16 protein-coding genes are annotated in these 20,518 nt (G+C 67.0%); 12 read left to right on the top strand and 4 right to left on the bottom strand.

Features of this window, described 5'->3' with window-relative positions:
- Positions 1 to 5 precede the first annotated feature (5 nt).
- The 9 genes from DAT35_RS31365 to DAT35_RS31405 all read left to right on the top strand — a co-directional run bounded on the left by DAT35_RS31365 (position 6) and on the right by DAT35_RS31405 (position 8,179).
- Entirely contained in the window at positions 6 to 1,028 is a 1,023-nt protein-coding gene (locus DAT35_RS31365; RefSeq protein WP_108071860.1) for a DUF2169 domain-containing protein, read from the top strand.
- Positions 1,025 to 2,074, top strand: a complete 1,050-nt coding sequence (locus tag DAT35_RS31370; RefSeq protein ID WP_108071862.1) for a 3-oxoacyl-ACP synthase — start codon at positions 1,025 to 1,027, stop codon at positions 2,072 to 2,074. Before DAT35_RS31365 ends, DAT35_RS31370 begins: the two co-directional genes overlap by 4 nt.
- Entirely contained in the window at positions 2,071 to 3,396 is a 1,326-nt protein-coding gene (locus DAT35_RS31375) for a DUF4150 domain-containing protein (protein ID WP_108071864.1), read from the top strand. Before DAT35_RS31370 ends, DAT35_RS31375 begins: the two co-directional genes overlap by 4 nt.
- Positions 3,397 to 3,434: 38 nt before the next feature.
- Positions 3,435 to 4,193, top strand: a complete 759-nt coding sequence (locus DAT35_RS31380) for an SMI1/KNR4 family protein (protein WP_233261850.1) — start codon at positions 3,435 to 3,437, stop codon at positions 4,191 to 4,193.
- A gap of 150 nt (positions 4,194 to 4,343) precedes the next feature.
- Positions 4,344 to 5,105, top strand: coding sequence for an SMI1/KNR4 family protein (locus DAT35_RS31385; RefSeq protein WP_233261851.1), 762 nt, complete (start codon positions 4,344 to 4,346; stop codon positions 5,103 to 5,105).
- A gap of 118 nt (positions 5,106 to 5,223) precedes the next feature.
- The gene (locus tag DAT35_RS31390; protein WP_233261834.1) at positions 5,224 to 5,721 is read left to right on the top strand and encodes a DUF2169 domain-containing protein; all 498 of its coding nucleotides are present in this window, start codon (positions 5,224 to 5,226) and stop codon (positions 5,719 to 5,721) included.
- Between the two features lies 1 nt (position 5,722).
- Positions 5,723 to 6,145, top strand: coding sequence for a hypothetical protein (locus DAT35_RS31395; RefSeq protein WP_233261835.1), 423 nt, complete (start codon positions 5,723 to 5,725; stop codon positions 6,143 to 6,145).
- 82 nt (positions 6,146 to 6,227) lie between these two features.
- The gene (locus DAT35_RS31400) at positions 6,228 to 7,424 is read left to right on the top strand and encodes a hypothetical protein (RefSeq protein ID WP_108071870.1); all 1,197 of its coding nucleotides are present in this window, start codon (positions 6,228 to 6,230) and stop codon (positions 7,422 to 7,424) included.
- The gene (locus DAT35_RS31405) at positions 7,424 to 8,179 is read left to right on the top strand and encodes a ferritin-like domain-containing protein (RefSeq protein ID WP_108071872.1); all 756 of its coding nucleotides are present in this window, start codon (positions 7,424 to 7,426) and stop codon (positions 8,177 to 8,179) included. The genes DAT35_RS31400 and DAT35_RS31405 overlap by 1 nt, the downstream gene beginning before the upstream one ends.
- On the opposite strand, the gene DAT35_RS31410 is transcribed toward DAT35_RS31405, so the two are convergent.
- On the bottom strand, positions 8,180 to 8,767 hold the full coding sequence (locus DAT35_RS31410; protein ID WP_108071874.1) for a DUF924 family protein: 588 nt from the start codon (positions 8,765 to 8,767) through the stop codon (positions 8,180 to 8,182). It abuts the gene before it with no gap.
- A gap of 74 nt (positions 8,768 to 8,841) precedes the next feature.
- On the opposite strand from DAT35_RS31410, the gene DAT35_RS31415 reads away from it, so the two are divergent.
- Genes DAT35_RS31415 through DAT35_RS31425 form a run of 3 tightly spaced genes read left to right on the top strand, consistent with a single transcriptional unit; the run spans position 8,842 to position 13,899 of the window.
- Positions 8,842 to 9,372 (top strand): TspO/MBR family protein, encoded by a 531-nt coding sequence (locus tag DAT35_RS31415; RefSeq protein WP_108071876.1) that lies wholly within the window; start codon positions 8,842 to 8,844, stop codon positions 9,370 to 9,372.
- A 32-nt stretch (positions 9,373 to 9,404) separates the two neighbouring features.
- A complete protein-coding gene (locus DAT35_RS31420; RefSeq protein WP_108071878.1) occupies positions 9,405 to 10,316 on the top strand; it encodes an ABC transporter ATP-binding protein in 912 nt (303 codons plus the stop codon).
- Between the two features lie 13 nt (positions 10,317 to 10,329).
- Positions 10,330 to 13,899 (top strand): M1 family aminopeptidase, encoded by a 3,570-nt coding sequence (locus DAT35_RS31425; RefSeq protein WP_108071880.1) that lies wholly within the window; start codon positions 10,330 to 10,332, stop codon positions 13,897 to 13,899.
- A gap of 16 nt (positions 13,900 to 13,915) precedes the next feature.
- Here the strand turns inward: DAT35_RS31425 and DAT35_RS31430 are convergent, their stop codons facing one another.
- Genes DAT35_RS31430 through DAT35_RS31440 form a run of 3 tightly spaced genes read right to left on the bottom strand, consistent with a single transcriptional unit; the run spans position 13,916 to position 19,252 of the window.
- On the bottom strand, positions 13,916 to 15,085 hold the full coding sequence (locus DAT35_RS31430) for an NAD(P)/FAD-dependent oxidoreductase (RefSeq protein ID WP_108071882.1): 1,170 nt from the start codon (positions 15,083 to 15,085) through the stop codon (positions 13,916 to 13,918).
- Positions 15,085 to 16,953 carry a LodA/GoxA family CTQ-dependent oxidase gene (locus DAT35_RS31435; RefSeq protein WP_108071883.1) on the bottom strand — a complete coding sequence of 623 codons (1,869 nt, stop codon included), beginning with the start codon at positions 16,951 to 16,953 and terminating at the stop codon, positions 15,085 to 15,087. Before DAT35_RS31435 ends, DAT35_RS31430 begins: the two co-directional genes overlap by 1 nt.
- A 16-nt stretch (positions 16,954 to 16,969) precedes the next feature.
- Complete coding sequence (locus DAT35_RS31440) at positions 16,970 to 19,252, bottom strand: hypothetical protein (protein ID WP_108071885.1); 2,283 nt, start codon at positions 19,250 to 19,252, stop codon at positions 16,970 to 16,972.
- Positions 19,253 to 20,518 lie beyond the last annotated feature (1,266 nt).

Genomic DNA, 20,518 nt, shown 5'->3' on the forward strand with positions numbered 1-20,518 from the left:
GTCCCATGCCTACCCTCGAAAACCTCACGCCCTTCGCGGCCACCGACTTCCTCTCGTTGACGAAGGAGGGCGAGGAGTGCCTCGTCCTCGTCGTCGCCGGCAGCTTCGTCCTGCCCCCGGCCGGGCGCGCCACGAACGCACCTCTGGCGGTGCGCGAGGAGCACCTGCCGCCTGCCACCACGGACACGTATTGGGGCGAGCCGGAGAAGTCGAGCCTGCGCTACGAGTCGCAATCCGCTTACATGCGGCCCGGCACGGACGTGCTGCTGCACGGCCAGGCCTGGGCGCCCCGGGGTCGCAAGGTGACACGCACGCAGGTGGCGGTGCGGGTGGGCACGCTGGAGAAGCGGGCCACCGTTACCGGCACGCGCGTCTGGTACCAAAGCCTCATGGGGCTGAGCGCCTCGGACGCGCTGCCCTTCGAGTCCGTGCCGCTGCGGTACGAGTACGCCTTCGGCGGCACCACGGCCTCGGGCCAAGAGGCGCGCAACCCCGTGGGCCGCGGCTTCTACACGAGCGCCAAGGAGGCGGTGGAGAAGCCCCTTCCCTCCGTTGAGGCGCCCGAGGCCCTCGTGCGCGGCTGGGCGGACAGGCCACCGCCCTGCGGCTTCGGCCCGGTGGCGCGACACTGGCCGCCGCGCCGGGGTTGGGCGGGGACGTACGACGCGGCCTGGGTGGAGAAGCGCGCCCCATTCTGGCCCCGGGACTTCGACGAGCGCTTCTTCCACGCTGCGCCCGAGGGCCTGCGGGCCTCGACGCACCTGCAAGGAGGAGAGCCGGTGGTGCTGGAGGGCGTCTCCCCCGACGGGCCCCTGGCCTTCACCCTTCCCACCTACCGGCTGCTGGCCCGCTGCACCTTCGCCGGACGGAGGGAGAGGCGGCGCATGGTGCTGGACACAGTGCTGCTGGAGCCGGAGGAGCGCCGCCTCGTCCTCACCTGGCGGGTGAAGTTTCCCGCGCATCGGCAGTTGGCCCTGCATGAGGTGAGCACCGTGCGGCTGCTCTTGCCCGGGGAGGACGCGCCATGAGTGGAGCGCAGGTAGTGGGGCTGGGACTGTGCACGCCCGTTGGCACCTCGACGCACATGACGCTGGCGTCGCTGCGCGCCGGCCTGGTGCGCTTCAGCCGGACGGAGGTGCTGGACGAAGTGGCGGAGCCCGTGCGGGCCTCGCGGCTGAGTCTCCTCGACACTTCCCTCTCTCGCACTCAACGCATGGCGGCGCTGGCCCGCCAGGCCCTCGCCGGGGTGCGGCCACTGCTGGCATCCCTCCCCCCAGGGCGAGTGCCGCTGTACCTTGGACTGCCCGAGGCGGGGCTGGGCGCCCGGGTGGAGCAGGAGGCGCTGGTGCCGGCGCTACTGTCCGAGTCAGAGGGACGGCTGGAAGTGGTGAAGGTGCACGAGTCCGGGCGGGCCGCCTTCTTCGAGGCCCTGGCCTCCGCCCAGAAGGACTTGCACTCCGGCCGCGCGGGGGCGCTGGCGCTGGTCGGCGCGGTGGACTCGCTGGCGGACGGCGCTTCGCTGGAGGCATTGGCCGCGGCACGGCTGCACCTGGGGCGCCGGAATCCAGACGGGAGGATTCCAGGCGAGGCGGCGGGCTTCGTCGCCCTGGCACGGCCGGGCGCCCCCAAGTCCCTGAAGCTGGAGGCCACGGGCGTCCTGCTGGGCACGGCCCTCGCGGTGGAGCCGCGGCCCTTCTTGCAGCGCGGCCCCAGCCTGGCCGAGGGGCTGACGGAAGTCCTCCATACCCTACGGCGAGACGCGGTGACGGGCGCGCGGCGCGTGGACGCCGCCCTGGCATGTCAGCCCGGAGACTCTTTCTGGAGCACCGAGTTCTCCCGCGCCTACCTGCGCAACGCCGCCCTCCTGCCCGAGCCCCTCCGTGTGCACGTCGCGGGCGAAGGACTGGGGGACGCGGGGGCCGGCGCGGGCCCCGTCATGCTGGGCGTGGCCCTGCATCGGGCGCGCTGGCATCAGCCCAGCGCACGCAGGACACTCGTCTATGGCAGTGCCGATGGTGGGCGCATTGGTGCCTGCGTCGTGGAGATGATTCGAAGCACCAAGGAGGAACCATGAGCAAGGTCTTCGCCAACGGCCGCTCCATCCTGCACAAGGGGAGCGGCAACACGCACACCTCGGCCGCGCCCGACGTCTGCAAGGTGCCGACGCCGGGAGGGCCGGTGCCCACGCCCTTCGTCAACTCGGCCCAGGACTCCATGCTCACCAAGGGGAGCAAGAGCGTCACCATCAATGGCCACCCCGTGGCGCTGACCGACTCCGAGCTGAGCACCAGCTCGGGCGATGAGCCGGGGACGGCGGGCGGCCTCATCTCCTCCAAGTTCAAAGGGAAGATGGCCTGGGGCAGCGGCAGCGTGGACGTGAAGATTGAAGGCAAGGGCGTCGTGCGCTTCCTCGACGTCACCCTCCACAACGGCAACTCGTTCAACACCACCTTCATGTCGAATGGGTATAACGGGACGGGATTCGCCTACGCGGATGACTTCGAGGGCGCGTGCATCATCTGCCAGAAGGACCCGGACAGCCATGCGGTGATTGAGCGGCAAGAAACAGAGGAGGGCCAAAGCCTCGACATCGCAAAGAAGATTCTTGATGACCTCAAGGCGAGCGAGGCCAAATGGGCCGAGGCAAACCAAAAGCTCGCAATGAAGGTCGCCGAACTCGAGCGCATTCAGCGTCAAAATCAGAAAATCAACCAATCAACCCTGGATTCGCGAAGGGTGCAAATCACCGCACTTGAGCAGGAGCGCGATGAGCACGGGAAGCATCGTCGCGGGTCTGGCGGGTACATGGTCGGGGTCATGGTGTGCCGCAACGGCGAGAAGTTCGCCGCAGTATCAGGTGGCGAAACGCCTCCCGGGTTCAAGGCCATCGCCGAGGCTCACGGTTGCGAGGTCATAGAGGAGCCCGCCATGTTGAATGACTTCATGGCCAGAAACCCAAGATGTGCCGCAGGAGATGCTGAGGCCATCGCAAAAATGACAGAGCAGTGGGATGCCACGGAGCGAAAGATCAGACAAGAGAAGCCTGGATACAAAAACAAGCCCGGAAGCTGTGCAGGCGCAAAGCTCATCGGAAAGAGTGGTCACGTCGCGAACTCAATGACCGAGATGTACTTCGCTTTCTCCGGCACAGAGAAGTTCAACTTCGAGGTATTCTATCGCGGCCCCGGCGACTACTCTCCATCTCAGAGTGAGGGGACTTGGAAGCCTCCGCGCGCCGCCGCTATCAATAGAGGGGAGGGCGGCGAGCATGTCGAGCAACGCGTCAAAATGCGACGCAAGTCGGAGGAGACTGTGCTCTCCTGTCAGACGTGTCAGGACACGCTTTTCATGGCCCGCTGCGACCTCGAGGTGCAGACGTGCAACAATTCCAAATGACCTGGTCAGAGATTCTCAAGGCCCCCCCTCCCTTGACGATGAGGGGCTTGCTCGCGTTCATGGAGCGCTGGAAGCCCGGGAGCACTCAGGGTTTCGAACCAGCCACGGCCGAGCAGATTGCTGCCTTGGCCAAGCCACATGGAGGGCTCAATGCACTGCCACGCGTGTATCGCGAGTTCCTCGAGACCATGGGGGCATCGACGGGCAACTTGCGATTGAAGGCTGGCACGACCTCGATTTCGGCTCTGCTTGAGGACCGCGAGGACCCTCAACGAGAGCGGCCCGATGCTCGCCGCTACCTCAAGTTCACCATCGGTGAGGAGCACCCCGAGGAACGCTACCCGGACGACTTCTTTGATCTCACCCATCCAACACCCGACGGGCGGGACGCGGCAATTATCCGCGTTCACGAAGAGGACTTAGTGCGCGGCAAGGGCGCAGTCGAGCAGGCCTTCCCGACTTTCTCCGACTGGCTACGAACGATGGTCATAGCCAGAGTCGTCTTTGCGACTGACCCAGAAGAACAAACGCAGTACTACAACCTTGGTCCAAAACCCGAGACTCCGGCCAGGACGTACGAGTTCTTCACTCGCATAGGATTCTCGCTCACTGAACTCGGGGCTTCATTAGACGTCGTCCCTCTCGAACACCCGGAACGCGGCGCAATCGCCCTTGTCAGCGCGCCCTCGACATCAATTCCAAGAACGGGTGTGGAGTTGCGCGCGCGTGACAAGTCCCAACAGGCACTCCTAAACGAAGTAATTGAGGACCACAAGCAGGAGTTGAGCGGTGGTTGACGAGGGTCGTCGTTCACAGGGTCTGGCGGAAGAAACCGTGCTTTCCTGTCAGTCGTGCCAGGATACGCTTTTCATGGCCCGGTGTGACCTCGAGGCGCAGACGTGCGGATGACCTGGTCAAAGCTTCTTGGGGCCCCCCCTCCCTTGTCGATGCCGGGCTTGCTCGCGTTCATGGAACGATGGAAGCCCGGTAGCACCCAGGGCTTCGAGCCGGCCACGGTCGACCAGATTGCGGCCCTGGCCAAGCCCCATGGAGGGCTTGACGCGCTGCCACGCGTGTATCGCGAGTTCCTCGCGACCATGGGCGCATCGACCGGCAGCTTGCGGTTGACGTATTACGGCACGACCTCTATTTCGGCGCTGCTTGAGGATCGAGAGGACCCTCAACGAGAGCGGCCCGATTCTCGCCGCTACCTCAAGTTCGCCATCGGCGAGGACGACTACAACGGCCGCCACCCGGACGACTTCTTCGAACTCTCCCGTTCGACATCTGACGGACGTGACGCGGCAATCATCCGCATTCACGAAGAGGACTTGGTGCGCGGCAAGGGTGCAGCCGAGCAGCCTTTCCCGACCTTCTCCGATTGGCTACGAACGATAATTGTGTCCAGGGTCGTCTTTGACACCGACCCGGAGAAACAAACGCAGTACTACAGCCTTGGGCCGAAACCCGAGACTCCGTCCAAGGCCTACAAGTTCTTCACTCGCTTGGGATTCTCGCTCACCGAACTCGGGGCCTCGTCATCAGTGATTCCTCTTGAGCACCAGGAGCGCGGCGCAGTCATCCTTATCAGTGCGCCTTCAGCATCAATCCCAAGAACGGGCCTGGAGTTGCGTGCGCGCGACAAGACCCAGCAACAGTTCCTGGATGAAGTAATCCAGGACCACAATCAGGAGTTGAGCGGTGATTGACGAGCGTCGCCGTTCACATGGTCTGGCGAACTTAACTCAACGCCGCGTCGCTGCGCTGGAGACGGTGATGGTGCGTCACTTGGAACAATGAGGGGCCGTAACATGCGACGGCCGCGGGGTGGCCAGCCGTGATGCGTACCTCGTGGGCCAGCCCGCGCACCGCATCGAGTACCTGCGAGGCAAGCCGGCGGAACTGGGCCCGGCCGGATTCGGCCCCATTGCCAGTCACTGGTCTCCGCGGCTGGAGCTGGCCGGGACTTTCGACGAGGCATGGCGGAAGACGAGACACCCGCTGCTGCCACGCAACTACGACGAGCGCTCCGCCCTCTGCTCGCCTGTCGACCAGCGGCCGTCGCGCCGCCTCGTAGGTGGAGAGAAGATGGCCCTGGTGCATCTCACGCCTCGGGGCTCGCTCCACTTCTCGCTGCCACGTCTGCATTTTGGCTTCACCACCTACTTCGGGGCCATCCGGCGCTTCCACGTGGCCACCCTGGGCACGGTGGTCATCGAGCCTGAGCTGAAGAAGGTGCGCATGATTTATCAGACCGGCTTGAGGGTCGGCCCACGAGAGACCGACCAGCTCGACTTCACAGTCGTTACCTCGAGGACGGATTGAGATGAGCACCGACGTGAAGCTCGTGGCCTCGGGAGCACGTGCGCCCGTAGGGACGACGGCCGAGAGCGTGGCGGCGGCCGTGCGTGCGGGCATCAGCCGCGTGCGGCGTCTCCTGGTGCCGGAGTTGGGGCGCCAGTCCGCATCGTTCCTCGCGCGGGACGCCCTGCTGGACCCAGGAGAATGGAGCGGTGCGGCGCGCATGGCCGCACTCGGGGCGGCGGCGTTGGCAGAGGTCCTCGGAAAGCTGGCGCCTGCACTGACGCAGTGGAACGCCGAAGTGCCGGTGCTGGTGGGTTTTCACGTCTGGCGGTCCGTGGAGCATCCGGGCGGACGGAGGCCTGTAACGAGGGGCCGGCCGAGCCATCGCAGCCTCTGGTGTCACCCGGGCGAAGAGGCTGGGAGCCATTGCCGTACCTGGGGGTGAGGCGGAGCTTTACCGGCGAACCCGGGGGGCTTGGGGGCCTTCCGGCCAACCTCACCCTCCGTGCTGCGCAAAGGAGTCAGAAGTGGCCCTGGACCTCTTCAAGGAAAAGGGTGTCTCGCTGGATCACCAGAAGTTCACCTGGAAGGATCTCACGCGGCGCACCTATAGCAAGCTGGACGACGATGCCTTCACCCGCGTCCGCGTCATCCTGATGAACGGCATCGAGTCGGAGGCGCTGCGCTTCAGCCACGCCTTCGCCCGGATGAACCGGGAGCTGCGCGAACCTCTCGCCATCATCCGCCGGGTGGAGCAGCACCAACAGACCCTGGTCAACTGGATGAACCCGCCGGACCAGTCTCCTCTGGAGACCACGCTCGGCTTCGAGCAGGTGGCCATCGAGGTGACGGCCAGCGTGGCCCAGCACGAGCCGGATCCGTACCTCGCCCAGGCTTATCGCTTCGGCATGCTGGAGGACTTCGATCACCTGTACCGCTACTCGGCGCTGTATGACCGGTTGGAGGGCAAGGACCCCAACTACCTCATCCAGAGCTACTCGGACATCATCCCCGGGCGGCCCACCGCCATCGAGCACCGCCACCCACTGGACGACGTGCGCCGGTCCTATGACGCGCGCACCGCCGCTCCCCTCTCCAAGATTCACGCGCTCACCATCACCGCGGCCGAACACCAGACGCACGACTACTACATGACCATCGGGCCCCTGTTCACCGACCCGGTCGCGCGCATGCTCTACGCGGAGATCGCCTCCATCGAGGAGCAGCACGTCACGCAGTACGAGTCGCTGAGCGACCCGGACGAGTCGTGGCTGGAGAAGTGGCTGCTGCACGAGGCCGTCGAGGTCTACACCTACTACAGCTGCCTGCAATACGAGTCGAACCCGCGCATCAAGGAGGTCTGGCAGCGGTTCGTGGACTACGAGCTGGGACACCTGCACTACGTGATGGGGTTGTTCCAGACGCACGCGAGGAGGGACCCCGCCGAGGTGCTGCCCAAGGAGCTGCCAGAGCCCATCCGCTTCGACAGCCACCGCGAGTTCGTGCGCCAGGTGCTGCGCGACGAGCTGGGCCTGAGCGCCAATGGCACCGAGTTCGTGCCGCGCGCCGCGGAGTCCGAACGCACGCAGCGCTACCGCCAGGAGCTCAACGCGGAAGGCTTGCCGTCGGAGATCGCCGCCGCGGGCTACCGCTGGCGCCCGGGGACCGAGCTCTCGGATGAGGCCGAACGTCTGGGCACCCTGTCCGAAGGGAGGATTCAGTAATGCAACGCAAGTCGAGCGAGATGGGGTTGAACCGGACCGGCATCAGGACCTCGCCGGTGCACGGCAAGAAGGAGATCGAAGGCGCCGAGAAGGCGCTGCCGAGCAGCCCGGGGGATGCCTCGGGTATCTGGAAGGTGCGCCAGGAGCTCGCACGGGAGTCGGAGGGCCTGGGTTCGGTGCCGCCTCCCAACCTGAAGGGCCTGGCCAAGGCGGCGGCGGACCTGCTGAAGGGCGGCCGTGCCACCGTCTTCATCGACAAGCTGGGCCAGCGCGCAGGCTTCGAGCGCGTGGGCGTGCGGTTGTACGAGGCCGCCCTGTCCAAGCTGGACGTGTTTGGCACGTGGGATGGCGGGCCCTCGCGGGAGCAGCTGGAGAAGATCCGCCGCGATGAGCTGTCGCACTTCGCGCTGGTCAAGAGCACCATCGAGAAGCTGGGCGGAGACCCCACGGCGCTCACGCCCGCGGCGAACCTCCAGGCCAACCTGTCGGAAGGCGTGCCGAAGGTGCTGGTGGACCCGCGCGTGAACCTGCTCCAGTCGCTGGAGGGATTGTTGACGGCCGAACTCGTGGACAACGCGAGCTGGGAGCTGCTCATCCAACTGGCGCGCGAGCTGGGGCACAGGGAGATCGCCGAGGACTTCCAGCGCGCGCTGGACGTGGAGCAGGAGCACCTGGCACTGGTGCGCAGCTGGCTGGCGGCGGGGACGCGGCTGGAGGCGACGGTCGGCCAGGAGGCGGCCGGCGCCCCGGCATAGCTAGAACGAGGAACCCGGCTCCTGGAGGAAGGCCACTTCCTCCGGAGTCGACTCCCGGCCCAGCACGGCGTTGCGATGGGGGAAACGCCCGAAGCGCGCGATGATGTCGTGGTGGTGCCGGGCGTACTCCACCGTCTCGGCGGTGGTCGGGTCCCGCGGGTTCTGCAGGGCGAGCGACTCGAAGAGGGACACGGCGAGGCGCTGGTCGTGGAGCTCCTCGCTGTGCTCGAAGGGCAGGTAGAAGAACCACCGCCACACAGGGGGCAGGGGGACGTCGAGCCCGCGGGCGAGCGCGTGACGCGCCACCTCGCGGGCCTGGGCGTCCGTGGCGAAGGCGCGCGGCGATTCCCGGAAGAGGTTGCGGGGGAACTGGTCGAGCAGGAGCACGAGGGCGAGGGCTCCGCGGGGCTCGTCACGCCAGGCGCTCAGCTCGCCGGCGGCGGCCTTCTCGTGCGTGGCGAGGAAGCGGCGGGAGCACTCGGAGTCGAAGGCCGGGTCGCGCTCGAACCAGCGGCCACGGGGCTCGGTGTAACCCGGCTCGGACGGACGGCCGAACCAGAAGGTGAGGATGTCATCCACGCTGGCCATGGCGCTCTCCTGGGATTGCGTTTCGGGTACCCGCCCCCCAGCTTCCCACAGCGAGCCTCGATGGAGATCGACCGATGCGGGAGCAATACAATCTGGAACATCCGGCCCTCACGAACCTGAGGAACCCGTCGCTGCGCAGGGAGTCGCTCGTGGCCCTGGGGACCTTCGGGGCGCTCACCGCGGGCGCGGCCGTGCTGGGAGGAGGGGCCTCGAACAGAGGACAGCCCTGGTACCGGCGGCTGCGCAAACCTCCCTTCCAGCCGCCCTCCTGGGTGTTCGCCCCGGTGTGGACGGCGCTGTATGGACTGATGACCTTCTCCGCGTGGCGGGTGTGGAACCGGCCCGCGGGCCCCAAGCGCTCGTGGGCGCTCTCCCTGTGGGTCTTGCAGCTGGGCTTCAACGCCCTCTGGTCCCCGCTCTTCTTCGGCAAGCATCGCAAGCGAGCGGCGCTCACGGACATCGCCGCACTCGGAGTGAGCCTCGCCGCATACACCGCGACGGCACGCAGGGTGGACCCCCTGGCCGCGTGGATGATGGTGCCCTATCTGGGCTGGGTGGGCTTCGCCAGCGCGCTCAATGAGGAAATCGTCCGGCTCAACCCGTGATGTCATGATGCCCTCCCCACTTCGGAGGGCTCATGGAACTCCGCATCCAGAACCTGTCCAAGCGCTACCCCAACGGGACCCAGGCGCTCCAGGACGTCACGCTCACCATCTCGCCGGGCATGTTCGGCCTGCTCGGGCCCAACGGTGCCGGCAAGTCCACGCTGATGCGCACGCTGGCCACCCTCCAGGAGGCCGACAGCGGCAGCGCCTCCCTCGGTGACATCGACGTGCTGAAGGACAAGGACGCCGTGCGCCGCGTGCTCGGCTACCTGCCCCAGGACTTCGGCCTCTATCCGAAAGTCACGGCGGAGGACCTCCTCACCCACCTGGCCACCCTCAAGGGCATCTCCAGCGCTCGCGAGCGCAAGCAGGTGGTGGATGCGCTGCTGCATCAGACGAACCTCCATCACGCGCGCCGCAAGCAGCTCGGCGGCTTCTCCGGAGGCATGCGCCAGCGCTTCGGCATCGCCCAGGCGCTGCTCGGCAATCCCAAGCTGCTCATCGTGGACGAGCCCACCGCCGGCCTGGACCCCGAGGAGCGCGTGCGCTTTCACAACCTGCTGAGTGAAATCGGGCAGGACGTCATCGTCATCCTCTCCACGCATATCGTCTCGGACGTGCGTGACCTGTGCCCGCAGATGGCCGTGCTCAACGGGGGCCGGGTGCTGCTCACCGGCGCGCCCGAGGACATCATCTCCCGCCTGGAGGGCCGCATCTGGAAGAAGTTCGTGGAGAAGGCGGAGCTGCCGAAGCTCCAGGCCGAGCTGCCCGTCATCTCGCACCGGCTGCTGATGGGCCGCACGCTCGTCCACGTCTTCAGCCAGGGTGCTCCGGACGCGTCCTTCTCCCCGGCCGTGCCGGACCTCGAGGACGCTTACTTCGCCGCCATCAAGGGCCACCTCGCGCAGGAGCCCGCTCCCACCCTCCAGGCCACCGCGGGCTGAGGAGCCACCCACCATGCTCTCCATCGCCCTCTTCGAGCTGCGTCAGCGGCTCAAGATGTTGTCCACCTGGGTGTACTTCGGCGTTTTCTTCGCGCTCGCCTGCCTCGCGATGAACGTGGCCGGAGGCGCCTTCAAGAGCGTCATGGTCGGGGGGACCGGCGGCAAGGTGTTCGCCAACTCGCCCTACACGCTCACCAGCATCCTCTCCCTGCTCGGTTTCGCCGGGGTCATCATCACTGGCGGAGTCATGGGGCAGGCCGTCTATCAGGACTTCGCCCACGGCACGCACGCGCTCTTCTTCACCGCTCCCATCTCGCGTGCCCGTTATCTGCTCGGCCGCTTCCTCGGGGCCTTCCTCACGCTCGTCGTCATCTTCTCGAGCATCGGCCTGGGCGTGAGGTTCGGCAGCACCATGCCCTGGTTGGATCAGAGCCTGGTGGGCCCCACCGTGCCGGGCTCGTACCTGCGGCCCTACCTGCTCAGCATCCTGCCCAACCTCTTCTTCACCGGCGCGCTCTTCTTCGGACTGGCCGCGCTCACCCGCCGCATCCTCCCCGTCTACGTCACCAGCGTGGTGCTGCTCGTGGGCTACCTCATGGCCGGCAGCCTGCTGCGGGATCTCGACACGAAGTGGGTGGCCTCGCTGGTGGACCCATTCGGAATGAACGCGCAGCGCGCGGTGATGGAGTACTGGACGCCCGCGGAGAAGAACTCGCGCCTGCTGCCGCTCGAGGGCTGGTTCCTCGTCAACCGGCTCTTTTGGGTGGGGCTGGGCGCGGCGATGCTCGGCTACACGCTCCTGCGGTTCCAGCGCACCCACTCGCTGGCGGGGGGCCGCGCCGAGGCCTCCGCCGAGTCCGCTTCCACGCAAGCGCCGCTCATGCCCCCCTCCGTCTCGCGCGACTTCCGGGGCGGCACCTTCCTGCGGTTGCTCCCGCGTCTGGCGTGGCTGGACCTCAAGGAGACGGTGAAGAACGTCTACTTCCTGGTGATGGTGCTGGCCGGCGTCATCATGGTGTTCGGCTCCACGCGGCTGCTCGGCGAGATGTACGGCACCTCCGTCTACCCGGTGACGTATATGGTGGTCGAGGTGGTGGGCGGCAGCTTCGGCCTCTTCCACATCATCATCATCACCTTCTATTCGGGTGAGCTCATCTGGCGCGAGCGCGACGCGCGCATGCACCAGCTCTACGACGCGCTTCCCGTGCCCGGGTGGTTGCCCTTCCTCTCCAAGCTGCTGGCGCTCATGGGTGTGCAGGTGCTGCTCAGCGCGGTGCTGCTCGTCTGCGGCGTGCTGGTGCAGCTCTTTCGCGGCTACACCCACCTGGAGCCCGGCCTCTACCTCGCGGACCTCTTCGGCTACCGGCTGGTGGACCTGTGGTTGCTGTGCATGCTCGCGGTGTTCGTCCACGCGGTGGTGAACCACAAGTACGTGGGCCACTTCGTGATGGTGCTCTACCTGTTGGTCAGCCAGTTCGCCTCGGAGCTTGGCTTCGAGCACAACCTCTACAACTACGGTGGCACGCCCTCTCCGACGTACTCGGACATGAACGGCTTCGGGCCCTTCGTCGCGCAGCTGGTGTGGTTCCGCGTGTACTGGGCGCTCGTCGCGGTGGCGCTCGCCATCGTCGCGCACCTCGCGTGGGTGCGTGGCACGGAGAGTGATTCCCGTTGGCGGCTGCGGCTGGCTGGCGCGCGGGCCTCGCTCCCGGTGCGGGTGGGCCTGTCCCTGTCCCTGGTGGGGGCCGTGGCGGCGGGGGCCTTCATCTTCCACAACACCAACCGTCTCAATCCCTTCAAGACGGAGCATGAGCAGCTGACCGAGTCCGCCGACTACGAGAAGCAGTACAAGAAGCTCGAGAAGGTGCCGCAGCCGCGCATCGTCTCGGTGAAGGTGCAGGTGGACCTCTTCCCCGAGGAGCCGCGCATGCGCGCCCGGGGCACCTTCGGGCTCGTCAACAAGACGGCCGAGCCGGTGAAGACGGTGTACGTCAACCTGCCCGTCGAGCTGAAGGTGTACCGGCTGGTGGTGGCGGGCGCGGAGTCGCCATCCGAGAAGGACACGCGGCTGGGCTTCTACACGTACACGCTGCCCACACCGCTGGCGCCTGGGGCCTCGGCCGAGCTCCAGTTCGAGCTGGGCCTGGAGCCGCACGGCTTCCGCAACAAGGGCGCGGAGACGTCGCTCGTGGAGAACGGCACCTTCCTGCACAGCACCCTCCTGCCGAGGCTGGGCTATGTGGCGGACGAAGAGCTCTCGGATGACGAGGCCCGCAAGAAGCAGGGGCTCGCGCCCAAGGCGCGCATGGCCGACGTGAACGACCTGGAGGCCCGGCGCAACACGTACCTTGCCTCGGACTCGGACTGGGTGACGTTCGAGGCCACGGTGAGCACCTCGCCGGATCAGATCGCCATGGCGCCCGGCTACCTCCAGCGCGAGTGGACGGAGAACGGCCGTCGCTACTTCCACTACACGATGGACAGCCCCATCCTGAACTTCTACTCGTTCCTCTCCGCGCGCTACGAGGTGAAGCGCGACTCGTGGAACGGGGTCGCCATCGAGGTCCTCTACCACCCGGGCCACGCGTACAACGTGGAGAAGATGATTCAAGCGGTGAAGGACTCGCTGGACTACTACACGAAGAACTTCGGGCCCTATCAGCACCGGCAGGTGCGCATCCTCGAGTTCCCTCGTTACGCGAGCTTCGCCCAGTCCTTCCCCAACACCATTCCGTACTCGGAGAGCATCGGCTTCATCGCCAAGGTGGACCCGAATGACCCCAAGGACGTGGACTACCCCTATTACGTGACGGCCCACGAGGTGGCGCACCAGTGGTGGGCCCACCAGGTCATCGGCGGCGACGTGCAGGGCTCCACGATGATGTCCGAGACGCTCTCGCAGTACTCGGCGCTGATGGTGATGAAGAAGAAGTACGGCGAGGAGAAGATGGGCCGCTTCCTGCGCTACGAGATGGATGGCTACCTGCGCGGGCGCGCCTTCGAGCGCAAGCAGGAGATGCCGCTGATGCGCGTGGAGAACCAGCCGTACCTCCACTACAGGAAGGGCAGCGTGGTGATGTACGCACTGCAGGACTACATCGGCGAGGACAACGTCAACCGCGCCCTGGCCACGTACCGGCAGAAGGTGGCCTTCCAGCAGCCGCCCTTCACGAACTCACCGGAGCTGCTCGCCGAGCTGCGCGCGGTGATGCCCGAGCACCTGCGCTACCTCATCCAGGACTTCTTCGAGCGGATAACCCTGTACGAGAACCGGGCGCTCAAGGCCACGTACACCGAGGTGGCCGGCGGGAAGTATGAGGTGAAGGTCACCGCGAAGGCGCACAAGGTGGAGGCCAACGGCACGGGCACCGAGTCGGACTTGAAGCTCGACGACTGGATGGACGTGGGCGTGCTCGACGCGGACGGCAAGCCGCTCTACCTGGAGAAGGTTCAGGTGACGAAGGAGGACGTGGAATTCACCGCGCTCGTGGACAAGCTGCCCGCGAAGGCGGGGTTGGATCCGCTCAACAAGCTCATCGACCGCAAGCCGGACGACAACACGGTGGCGGTGGAGAAGCTCTGAGAGCCTGGAGCGGCTGTCACGAGCGGAGGACGGCCGCATCGCCTATCTCGGCCTCGTCGAGGCCAGCCCCGAGATCCATGTGCAGGCTCGGAGCAAGCGCGTGCCGCCGCCGCCAGAACTCCTCGCCCGCCCAGCGCCGCTCCTGGGCGTAGTGGGCGTGGCGTGCCTCCAGGTAGCCGGAGAACTCCTCCTCCCGTTCTCGCGCGTAGCCCTCCAGCGCCTCGCGGTCCCCTGCCAGGGAGGCCAACAGGGCGCGCGCCGCCGCCTGCCCCGTGCGCAGCCCCTTGACGATGCCGCTCGAGGACAGTGGGTCCCACATGGCCGCCGCGTCCCCCACCGCCGCCCAGCCCTCCCCGGCCGCGCGCTCCAGGCGGCTCGTCTCGCAGGGGCGGACATGCAGCCGCTGCACCGCCGGCAGCCCCCCCAGCCCCCGCGTCAGGTGACGGGTCCTGGCCAGCAGCGCGCTCCACCCGTCGGGCCGCAACGCGTTGTGGTGCTCCAGCACATCCACATCACTCATCAGGGTGAGGATGAGGCGCCCCTGGGGCAGGGGCGCCGTGTACCACCAGCCCGAGGAGGTGGCCTCCACCCGGAGCAGGTGCTCCTCGTGGCTCGGAGGCCTGTCCACGACGGCCGACACGCTGCAGAGCTTGTCATGGGTTTGCCGCCGCACGCCGCAGGATCGCGCCACTTGTGCCGAGCGTCCCGTCGCATCCACCAGCACCGTGCAGTGCAGCTCCCTGGGTCCCTCGGGAGTGCCGGCCTGGAGCCGCCACCCGCGCCCCTCACGCTTCAAGTGGGTGACGCAGGCGTTCCGCCACAGCTCCACGCCCTGTGACTGCGCATGGCGCGCCAGCAGGCTGTCCAACTGCCGGCGCTCCACGTGCCAGCCCGGGCCGTAGGGGTTGGTGAGGAAGGAGTGGTGGTGGGGCTCCTCCGAGCCCCAGGTGGCTTCCAGGCCGTACGAGGCCAGGAAGCCCTCCGTCTCCAACGGTTCAGGGGCGAGCCACCGCCGCAACTCGGCGAACGCCACCGGGGAGAGTGTCTCCCCAGGGCGCCAGGGCGAGTAGTCCGTGCGCTCCACCACGCAGGTGGACACCCCCGCCCTCACCAGGGTCAGCGCGGCGCTCAGCCCCGCGACCCCGCCGCCCACCACCACGGCTTCGTATGTGGCTCGCCCGCTCATTACTTGCTCCGCTCCTGCGTCTCGAAGAACTGCTCTCCCTCCTGGATGACGAAGCCCAGGCTCGACCACTTCTGTTTCATCTGGATGTACATGGCCAGGTCCTTGGCGGGAGTGTCCTCCGTCTCCTGGGACGTGAGCTCCGGCTTCAGTGCCTCGACGTCGGCCACCTTCTCCAGCTCGCGCGTCCAGGAGACCATGGCGAGGTCCCCCTTCTTGGCGAACACGTCATCCGGCCGGTGGGCGCACCACCACATGTGGTACATGCGCTCGCCGTCGTACGGGACGTGCGCGGCGGGGTAGAGCTGCTTCTTGCACTGGAAGAAGTCCGCCTGCCAGGGCAGCGCCATCTGCTGGGAGAAGAAGCCCGGGCGGATGGGCAACGTGTCCGCGGCGCTGGGGAAGACGTTCCCCGAGTGCTTGACGCGGAAGGGCGTGCCATACAGCTCGGGCCTGCGCACCATCCAGCTGCAGTCGATGCCGGGGAAGAAGGGGCCTCCCACCGAGCTCTCCATCGCGGCCCGGTCCAGCCCCTCGGCGGTGATGGCCGGGGGAATGGCCTTGGCCGCCACCGGGTCCCAGTCCTCCTCGAACTCACCCGCGGCCCAGCGCTCGAGCACCGCGAACTGCACGCGCGTGAGGGTCATGAAGTAATCCGGCCCGGGCTGCTTCTCCAGGTCCGTGTACCTGTCTCCCAGTCCCTTGGGCATGAGCAGGGGCTCGTTGCCGGTGTTGGTGGAGGGGTTGCGCATGTAGCCGAAGATCGTCCTGCGCAGGCGCTTGCCTCGGCTGGAGGAGATCGAGCCCAGGTCCTGCTCCACGCCCGCGAGGCTCGTATGGAAGGACTTGGAGGCCTCGGGGTTGTGCACCTGGCGCTGCTGCAGGGCGCGATCGAGCAGAGGGTAGACCTCGTGGAGGAAGGAGGGCTTGTAGCTCTTGAACTTGTTCCCCTGGGCGTCCCAGTCCGCCCGCTGCGCCGCGAGCCGCGCGAAGAGCCCCTGGAAGAAGAGGCCATCCGTGTCGAAGAGCTTCACCTCCTGGGGGGAGCGCACCGCCACGTCCCACAGGGTGTCCAGCAGGCGGACGGTGATGCCCACCGAGGGCGCGAAGTCGGGCGGCCCCACCAGGACCCAGGCCCCGGTGTCACCCTCCAGCTTCGCCACCTGCGTCTTGCCATCCACCACGTAGGTGACCTCGGCCGACACCGGCCCGTCCGACATGTCGTCGAACCAGAAGTCGTTGTTCACGTAGTTGTTGATGAGCGTGCCGGGCTTCGTCGTCGCGGCCTCGCCGTTCCCGCCGAGCACGAGCAGGTTGCCATTCTCATCCGTGCGCAGCTCCCCTAGGGACTTGATGGGGATGTGGCTCTTGGTGTTGGTGAAGGGGACCGGCGGGGTGTTGCGGCCCGAGATGGATTTCGCACCCGGGTCGATGACGAGCAGCCTCTCCCGGTCCGCCGCCGGCACGTGGCTGTTGCGCAGCCGGTTCTTCGTGTCATGCACGCCAATCTCGGTCTCCGGACCCTTCCATTGGCCGTCCGCGCCGTCCTGCCCGTCGAACTTGAAGAAGGCGGCCTTGCGGTTGGCCAGGTGGGCCTTCCAGGTGATCTGGGTGATGCCCTGGCTGCCGGCGGTCACCTCGCGCACGGGGACGATCCGGGTGCCCTGGAGCTCGTACTCGAAGATTCGGAAGCGGGCCGCCTGGCGCTTGATGCGGCCCTGGTTGTCCTTGAAGGGGCGGAACTTCTTCTGGGCGGCGTCGTAGTTGGGCGGCTCGTTGGGCCGCTCGGGACCGATGAAGAACTCGGTGGGGGAGTCGCCCACGCGGGCGACTCCGATGGAGGGGTGGATGCGGAAGAATCTCTGGCTCATGGTTCAGGCTCCGTTCTCAGTGGGTTTCCTGGTCAAGCTGGTCGAGGAGGTCCAACAGGCGCTGCTTGTCCTTCGCGGGCAGGCTGCGGTCGGGGGGCATCTGGAAGCCGGTGACCTTGGCCTGGGTGGGGTTCGGGTCGATGCGGTCGAGCATGGGGCTGGTCTGGTCCGCGATCATGTCCTTGCTGAAGACGTCGAAGCGGATGGCGCCATGGCAGCGGTAGCAGTACTTGTTCAGCAGACCCACCAGCTCCTTGTCCTCTGCCTTGGAGGTCCACTTCAGCGGGGTGGGGGTCGGCTTGCGCGTCGCGTGGAGCGGGTGGTTGAAGTTGGCGAACTCGAAGGCGCGCGTGATGAGGTCCGGCTCCGGCTGGACCGAGCTCTGGTGCAGCTGCAGCCACTTGTCGGTGGCGGCGAGCTGGAAGCTCTGGTTGTTGATGCGCCGCTGCATGTCGGCGATCTCGCGGTTGAGGGTGCGAATGATGTCGAAGGCCGCGGCGTACTGAGGTGACTTCGTATCCTTGCCGGCGTCGAACAGGGGGGCCGGGGCGTCCGGCCTGGCCAGGGCGGGGAAGTCGCCATCCGTGAGGCGGTCCATCCAGTGGTCCGTGTCCAGGAGATTGAGGATGGCCTGGCCCTTGAGCGAGCCGTGGCAGGTGTCGCACCCATTGGGCACGAAGTAGGGCGCCGCGCCGGCCGTGTCACCCGCGGCGACCAGGTTGCCCGCGTCGAAGAAAGCATCCAGCTGGTAGGAGAGCTTGTAGCCCTTGTCCGAGGGGCCGAAGTCCACCCAGTAGATGCTGTCGACCTCCGCGCACTCCTCCTTGGTGGCCGTGCAGCGGGTGACGAGGGCCACCTGGGTGTTGACGGAGCCGTTCTTCATGTTGCCGGGGGTGACGATCTTCACCTTGCCCCATGGGGAGTCCTTGAGCTGTTCGGTGGGCGGGGTGCCGCCATAGGGGCTATGGACGGGGGGGCTGGTGAAGTGGTTGAAGAGGATCCACGCGCTCTCCACCTGGTGCTTCGCCGCCTCGGAGTTGGGGCGGGAGTTGATGCGCACCAGGCGGCGCCAGCCGATGTTGCGCTTCTCGGGAGCCACGGAGAAGTTGACGATCTTGGGCGCGAAGAAGCGGGAGACGAGGATGTCCCCCTGCTTGCGGGGAGGAGGGGTGGTGCCGCCGGAGGTGGGCTCGACGACGGTCCACTGATTGCCGATGCCGGTGAAATAGGTGGTGACGCCCTGCGCGCTGTCGGGGCGGTGCAGGTAGTCCCCCTTCGACGACTTGAGCATGAGCTTTCCGTTGGTGGACTCGGCCGTCCAGTCGTTGCCGGGGCCCGTGTTGAAGGTGGTGACGCCCTGTGCGCTGTCGGGGCGGTGCAGGTAGTCCCCCTTCGACGACTTGAGCCGGACCTTGTCTCCCACACACTCGGCGGTCCAGAGGTTGCCGGTCCCCGTGGTTGAGGTGGTGACACCCTGGGCGGTGTCAGGACGGTTCAGCGAGTCGCCCTTCCAGGACTTGAGCTCGATGGACTTGCCACAGTAGGGGAAGGCCGACGCAGGGGCCGAGGTGCGCTCGACGACAGTCCACTGATTGCCGATGCCGGTGTTGAAGGTGGTGACGCCCTGCACGCTGTCGGGGCGGTGCAGGTAGTCCCCCTTCCACGACTTGAGCATGAGCTTTCCGTTGGTGAACTCGGCCGTCCAGTCGTTGCCGGGGCCCGTGTGCCAGGTGGTGATGCCCTGGTTGCTGTCGGGGCGGTGCAGGTAGTCCCCCTTCGACGACTTGAGCCGGACCTTGTCTCCCACACACTCGGCGGTCCAGAGGTTGCCGGCCCCCGTGGTTGAGGTGGTGACACCCTGGGCGGTGTCGGGACGGTTCAGCGAGTCGCCCTTCCAGGACTTGAGCTCGATGGACTTGCCACAGTAGGGGAAGGCCGACGCAGTGGGCGGGTTGGAGCCGCCGCCCATCAACTTCTCAGGGGCCTCGAACTCCACGACCTCGGGAGAGAGCTCCGAGTAGCCGAGGTAGTTGAGCAGCTCCTGCATGTTGGCCTTCGACTCGATGGTCGCCGGCGTGAGGAAGTTCAGCGTCTTGGCGAGTTTCTTGTAGTAGGCCGAGGCCTCCGCCGCGCTGCCGTTGTTGAGAGCGCTGGGCTTGGCCGGGGGAGTGGCGGGCTGGGCGGCGGCTGTCGAGCCCAGCAGCAGGAGCGCGGAGAAGAGGCCCGCCCGTACGCGGCCACCTCGGTGGCGCGGGCGGGTGGGGGGTGAGACATGGCAGGGAGGTTTATGGAAGGGCATGCGGTTCTCCGGCTCAGGTGCTCTGCGGAATTGGCGTAGTGCACGGGATGCGCCAGGGCGACGCGCCGCTGGGAAGAGGGCTCTCGCGAGGGGAGCGTGTCGTGGTTCCCTGGGGGGGAGGCACATCAGGAGGGAGGGCTGACACGTCAACGCGACGGGTGACATGTCAGCAGCCGCGGTTGACGCGTCGGCGCGGCGGTGGGTGCGCGCCATTGTGGAATACCTGACATTGCCCTCGCCGGGCGCTGCGCGCCCCGCTGCGGTCGCGCTGACGGAGTTGCAAGGAATTGGCGGGGCACCGGAGCCTCCGCACCACCATGCGGTACATGCACCTGGGGAAGGGAGAGAAGCAGCGCGCTATCCAGATGCTGGAGGAGGGGCGGGGAGAGTCTCCGGCGTGGAGACATTGTGGAGACGCGCCGGGGCCTGAAAGCACCGGGGCTGGAAACCGCTGAGATTCCAGCAGCTTCCGGCCCCAGTTTCAGTGTCCCCGACGGGATTCGAACCCGTAGACGAGGCGATAGAAAACCCCAAGCAGGACGCGCAGTTACCCGCTATCGCCTTGATTGCCCTCGGGTTCTTCCGTCCCGTCCCGTCCCACGCCGTTCCCCCGTGTGCAGCCTCTAACCCCGCTGGAGGGGCACACTGAGGGCACATGCGCCCCCCCACCTCCCCGCCTGCGGCCATCCCCACGCCGGGCGGAGCGCGACTGGCGGGGCCTCCGCACTGTCCGCGAGAGCGCGCCTGCTGGCTCCGCTATCGCCCTGGGAGCCCTCCACAGGCCTGGTTTGCGGCTGCCGTGTGCCGCTCCCCCCGCGTGCTCGTCCCTCGCTGTCGGTGCGGGCTGGCATACTCCCCAACGGGCCCGACTTGAGCCTGCCCCCTCGCTTGATGAAAGGACGTGACGATGCGCTTGCGAACTTGGAGCGCGCTTCTGGTGCTTCTCTCCGCCTGCGCGAGCGCGCCCGCCCCACAGCCGATGCCACGGCCCCACGCCTTCGCGTCGACTCCCACTTCTGGCCCTCGCATCCGGCTCGTTTCCGCGCCGATGGAGCCGGCACCGGAACGGTCGTGGATTGGAAAGGCGGACCTGGACAAGGCCAGGGCACTGCTGTCCCGGGCGCGCAAAGACATCGAGCCGCGTCAGTGGGAACAGTTGGACCGCAAGCTCACCGCAGCGGAACGGGCCTTCGAACGGTTCTCCCGCGCCGCGAGGACGAGCGGGCAAGCCGCTGAGGTGGAGAGGGGAGTCGAGGGCCTCGCGCA

This window comes from Vitiosangium sp. GDMCC 1.1324, assembly GCF_003044305.1.
Classification (GTDB): Bacteria; Myxococcota; Myxococcia; order Myxococcales; family Myxococcaceae; genus Archangium.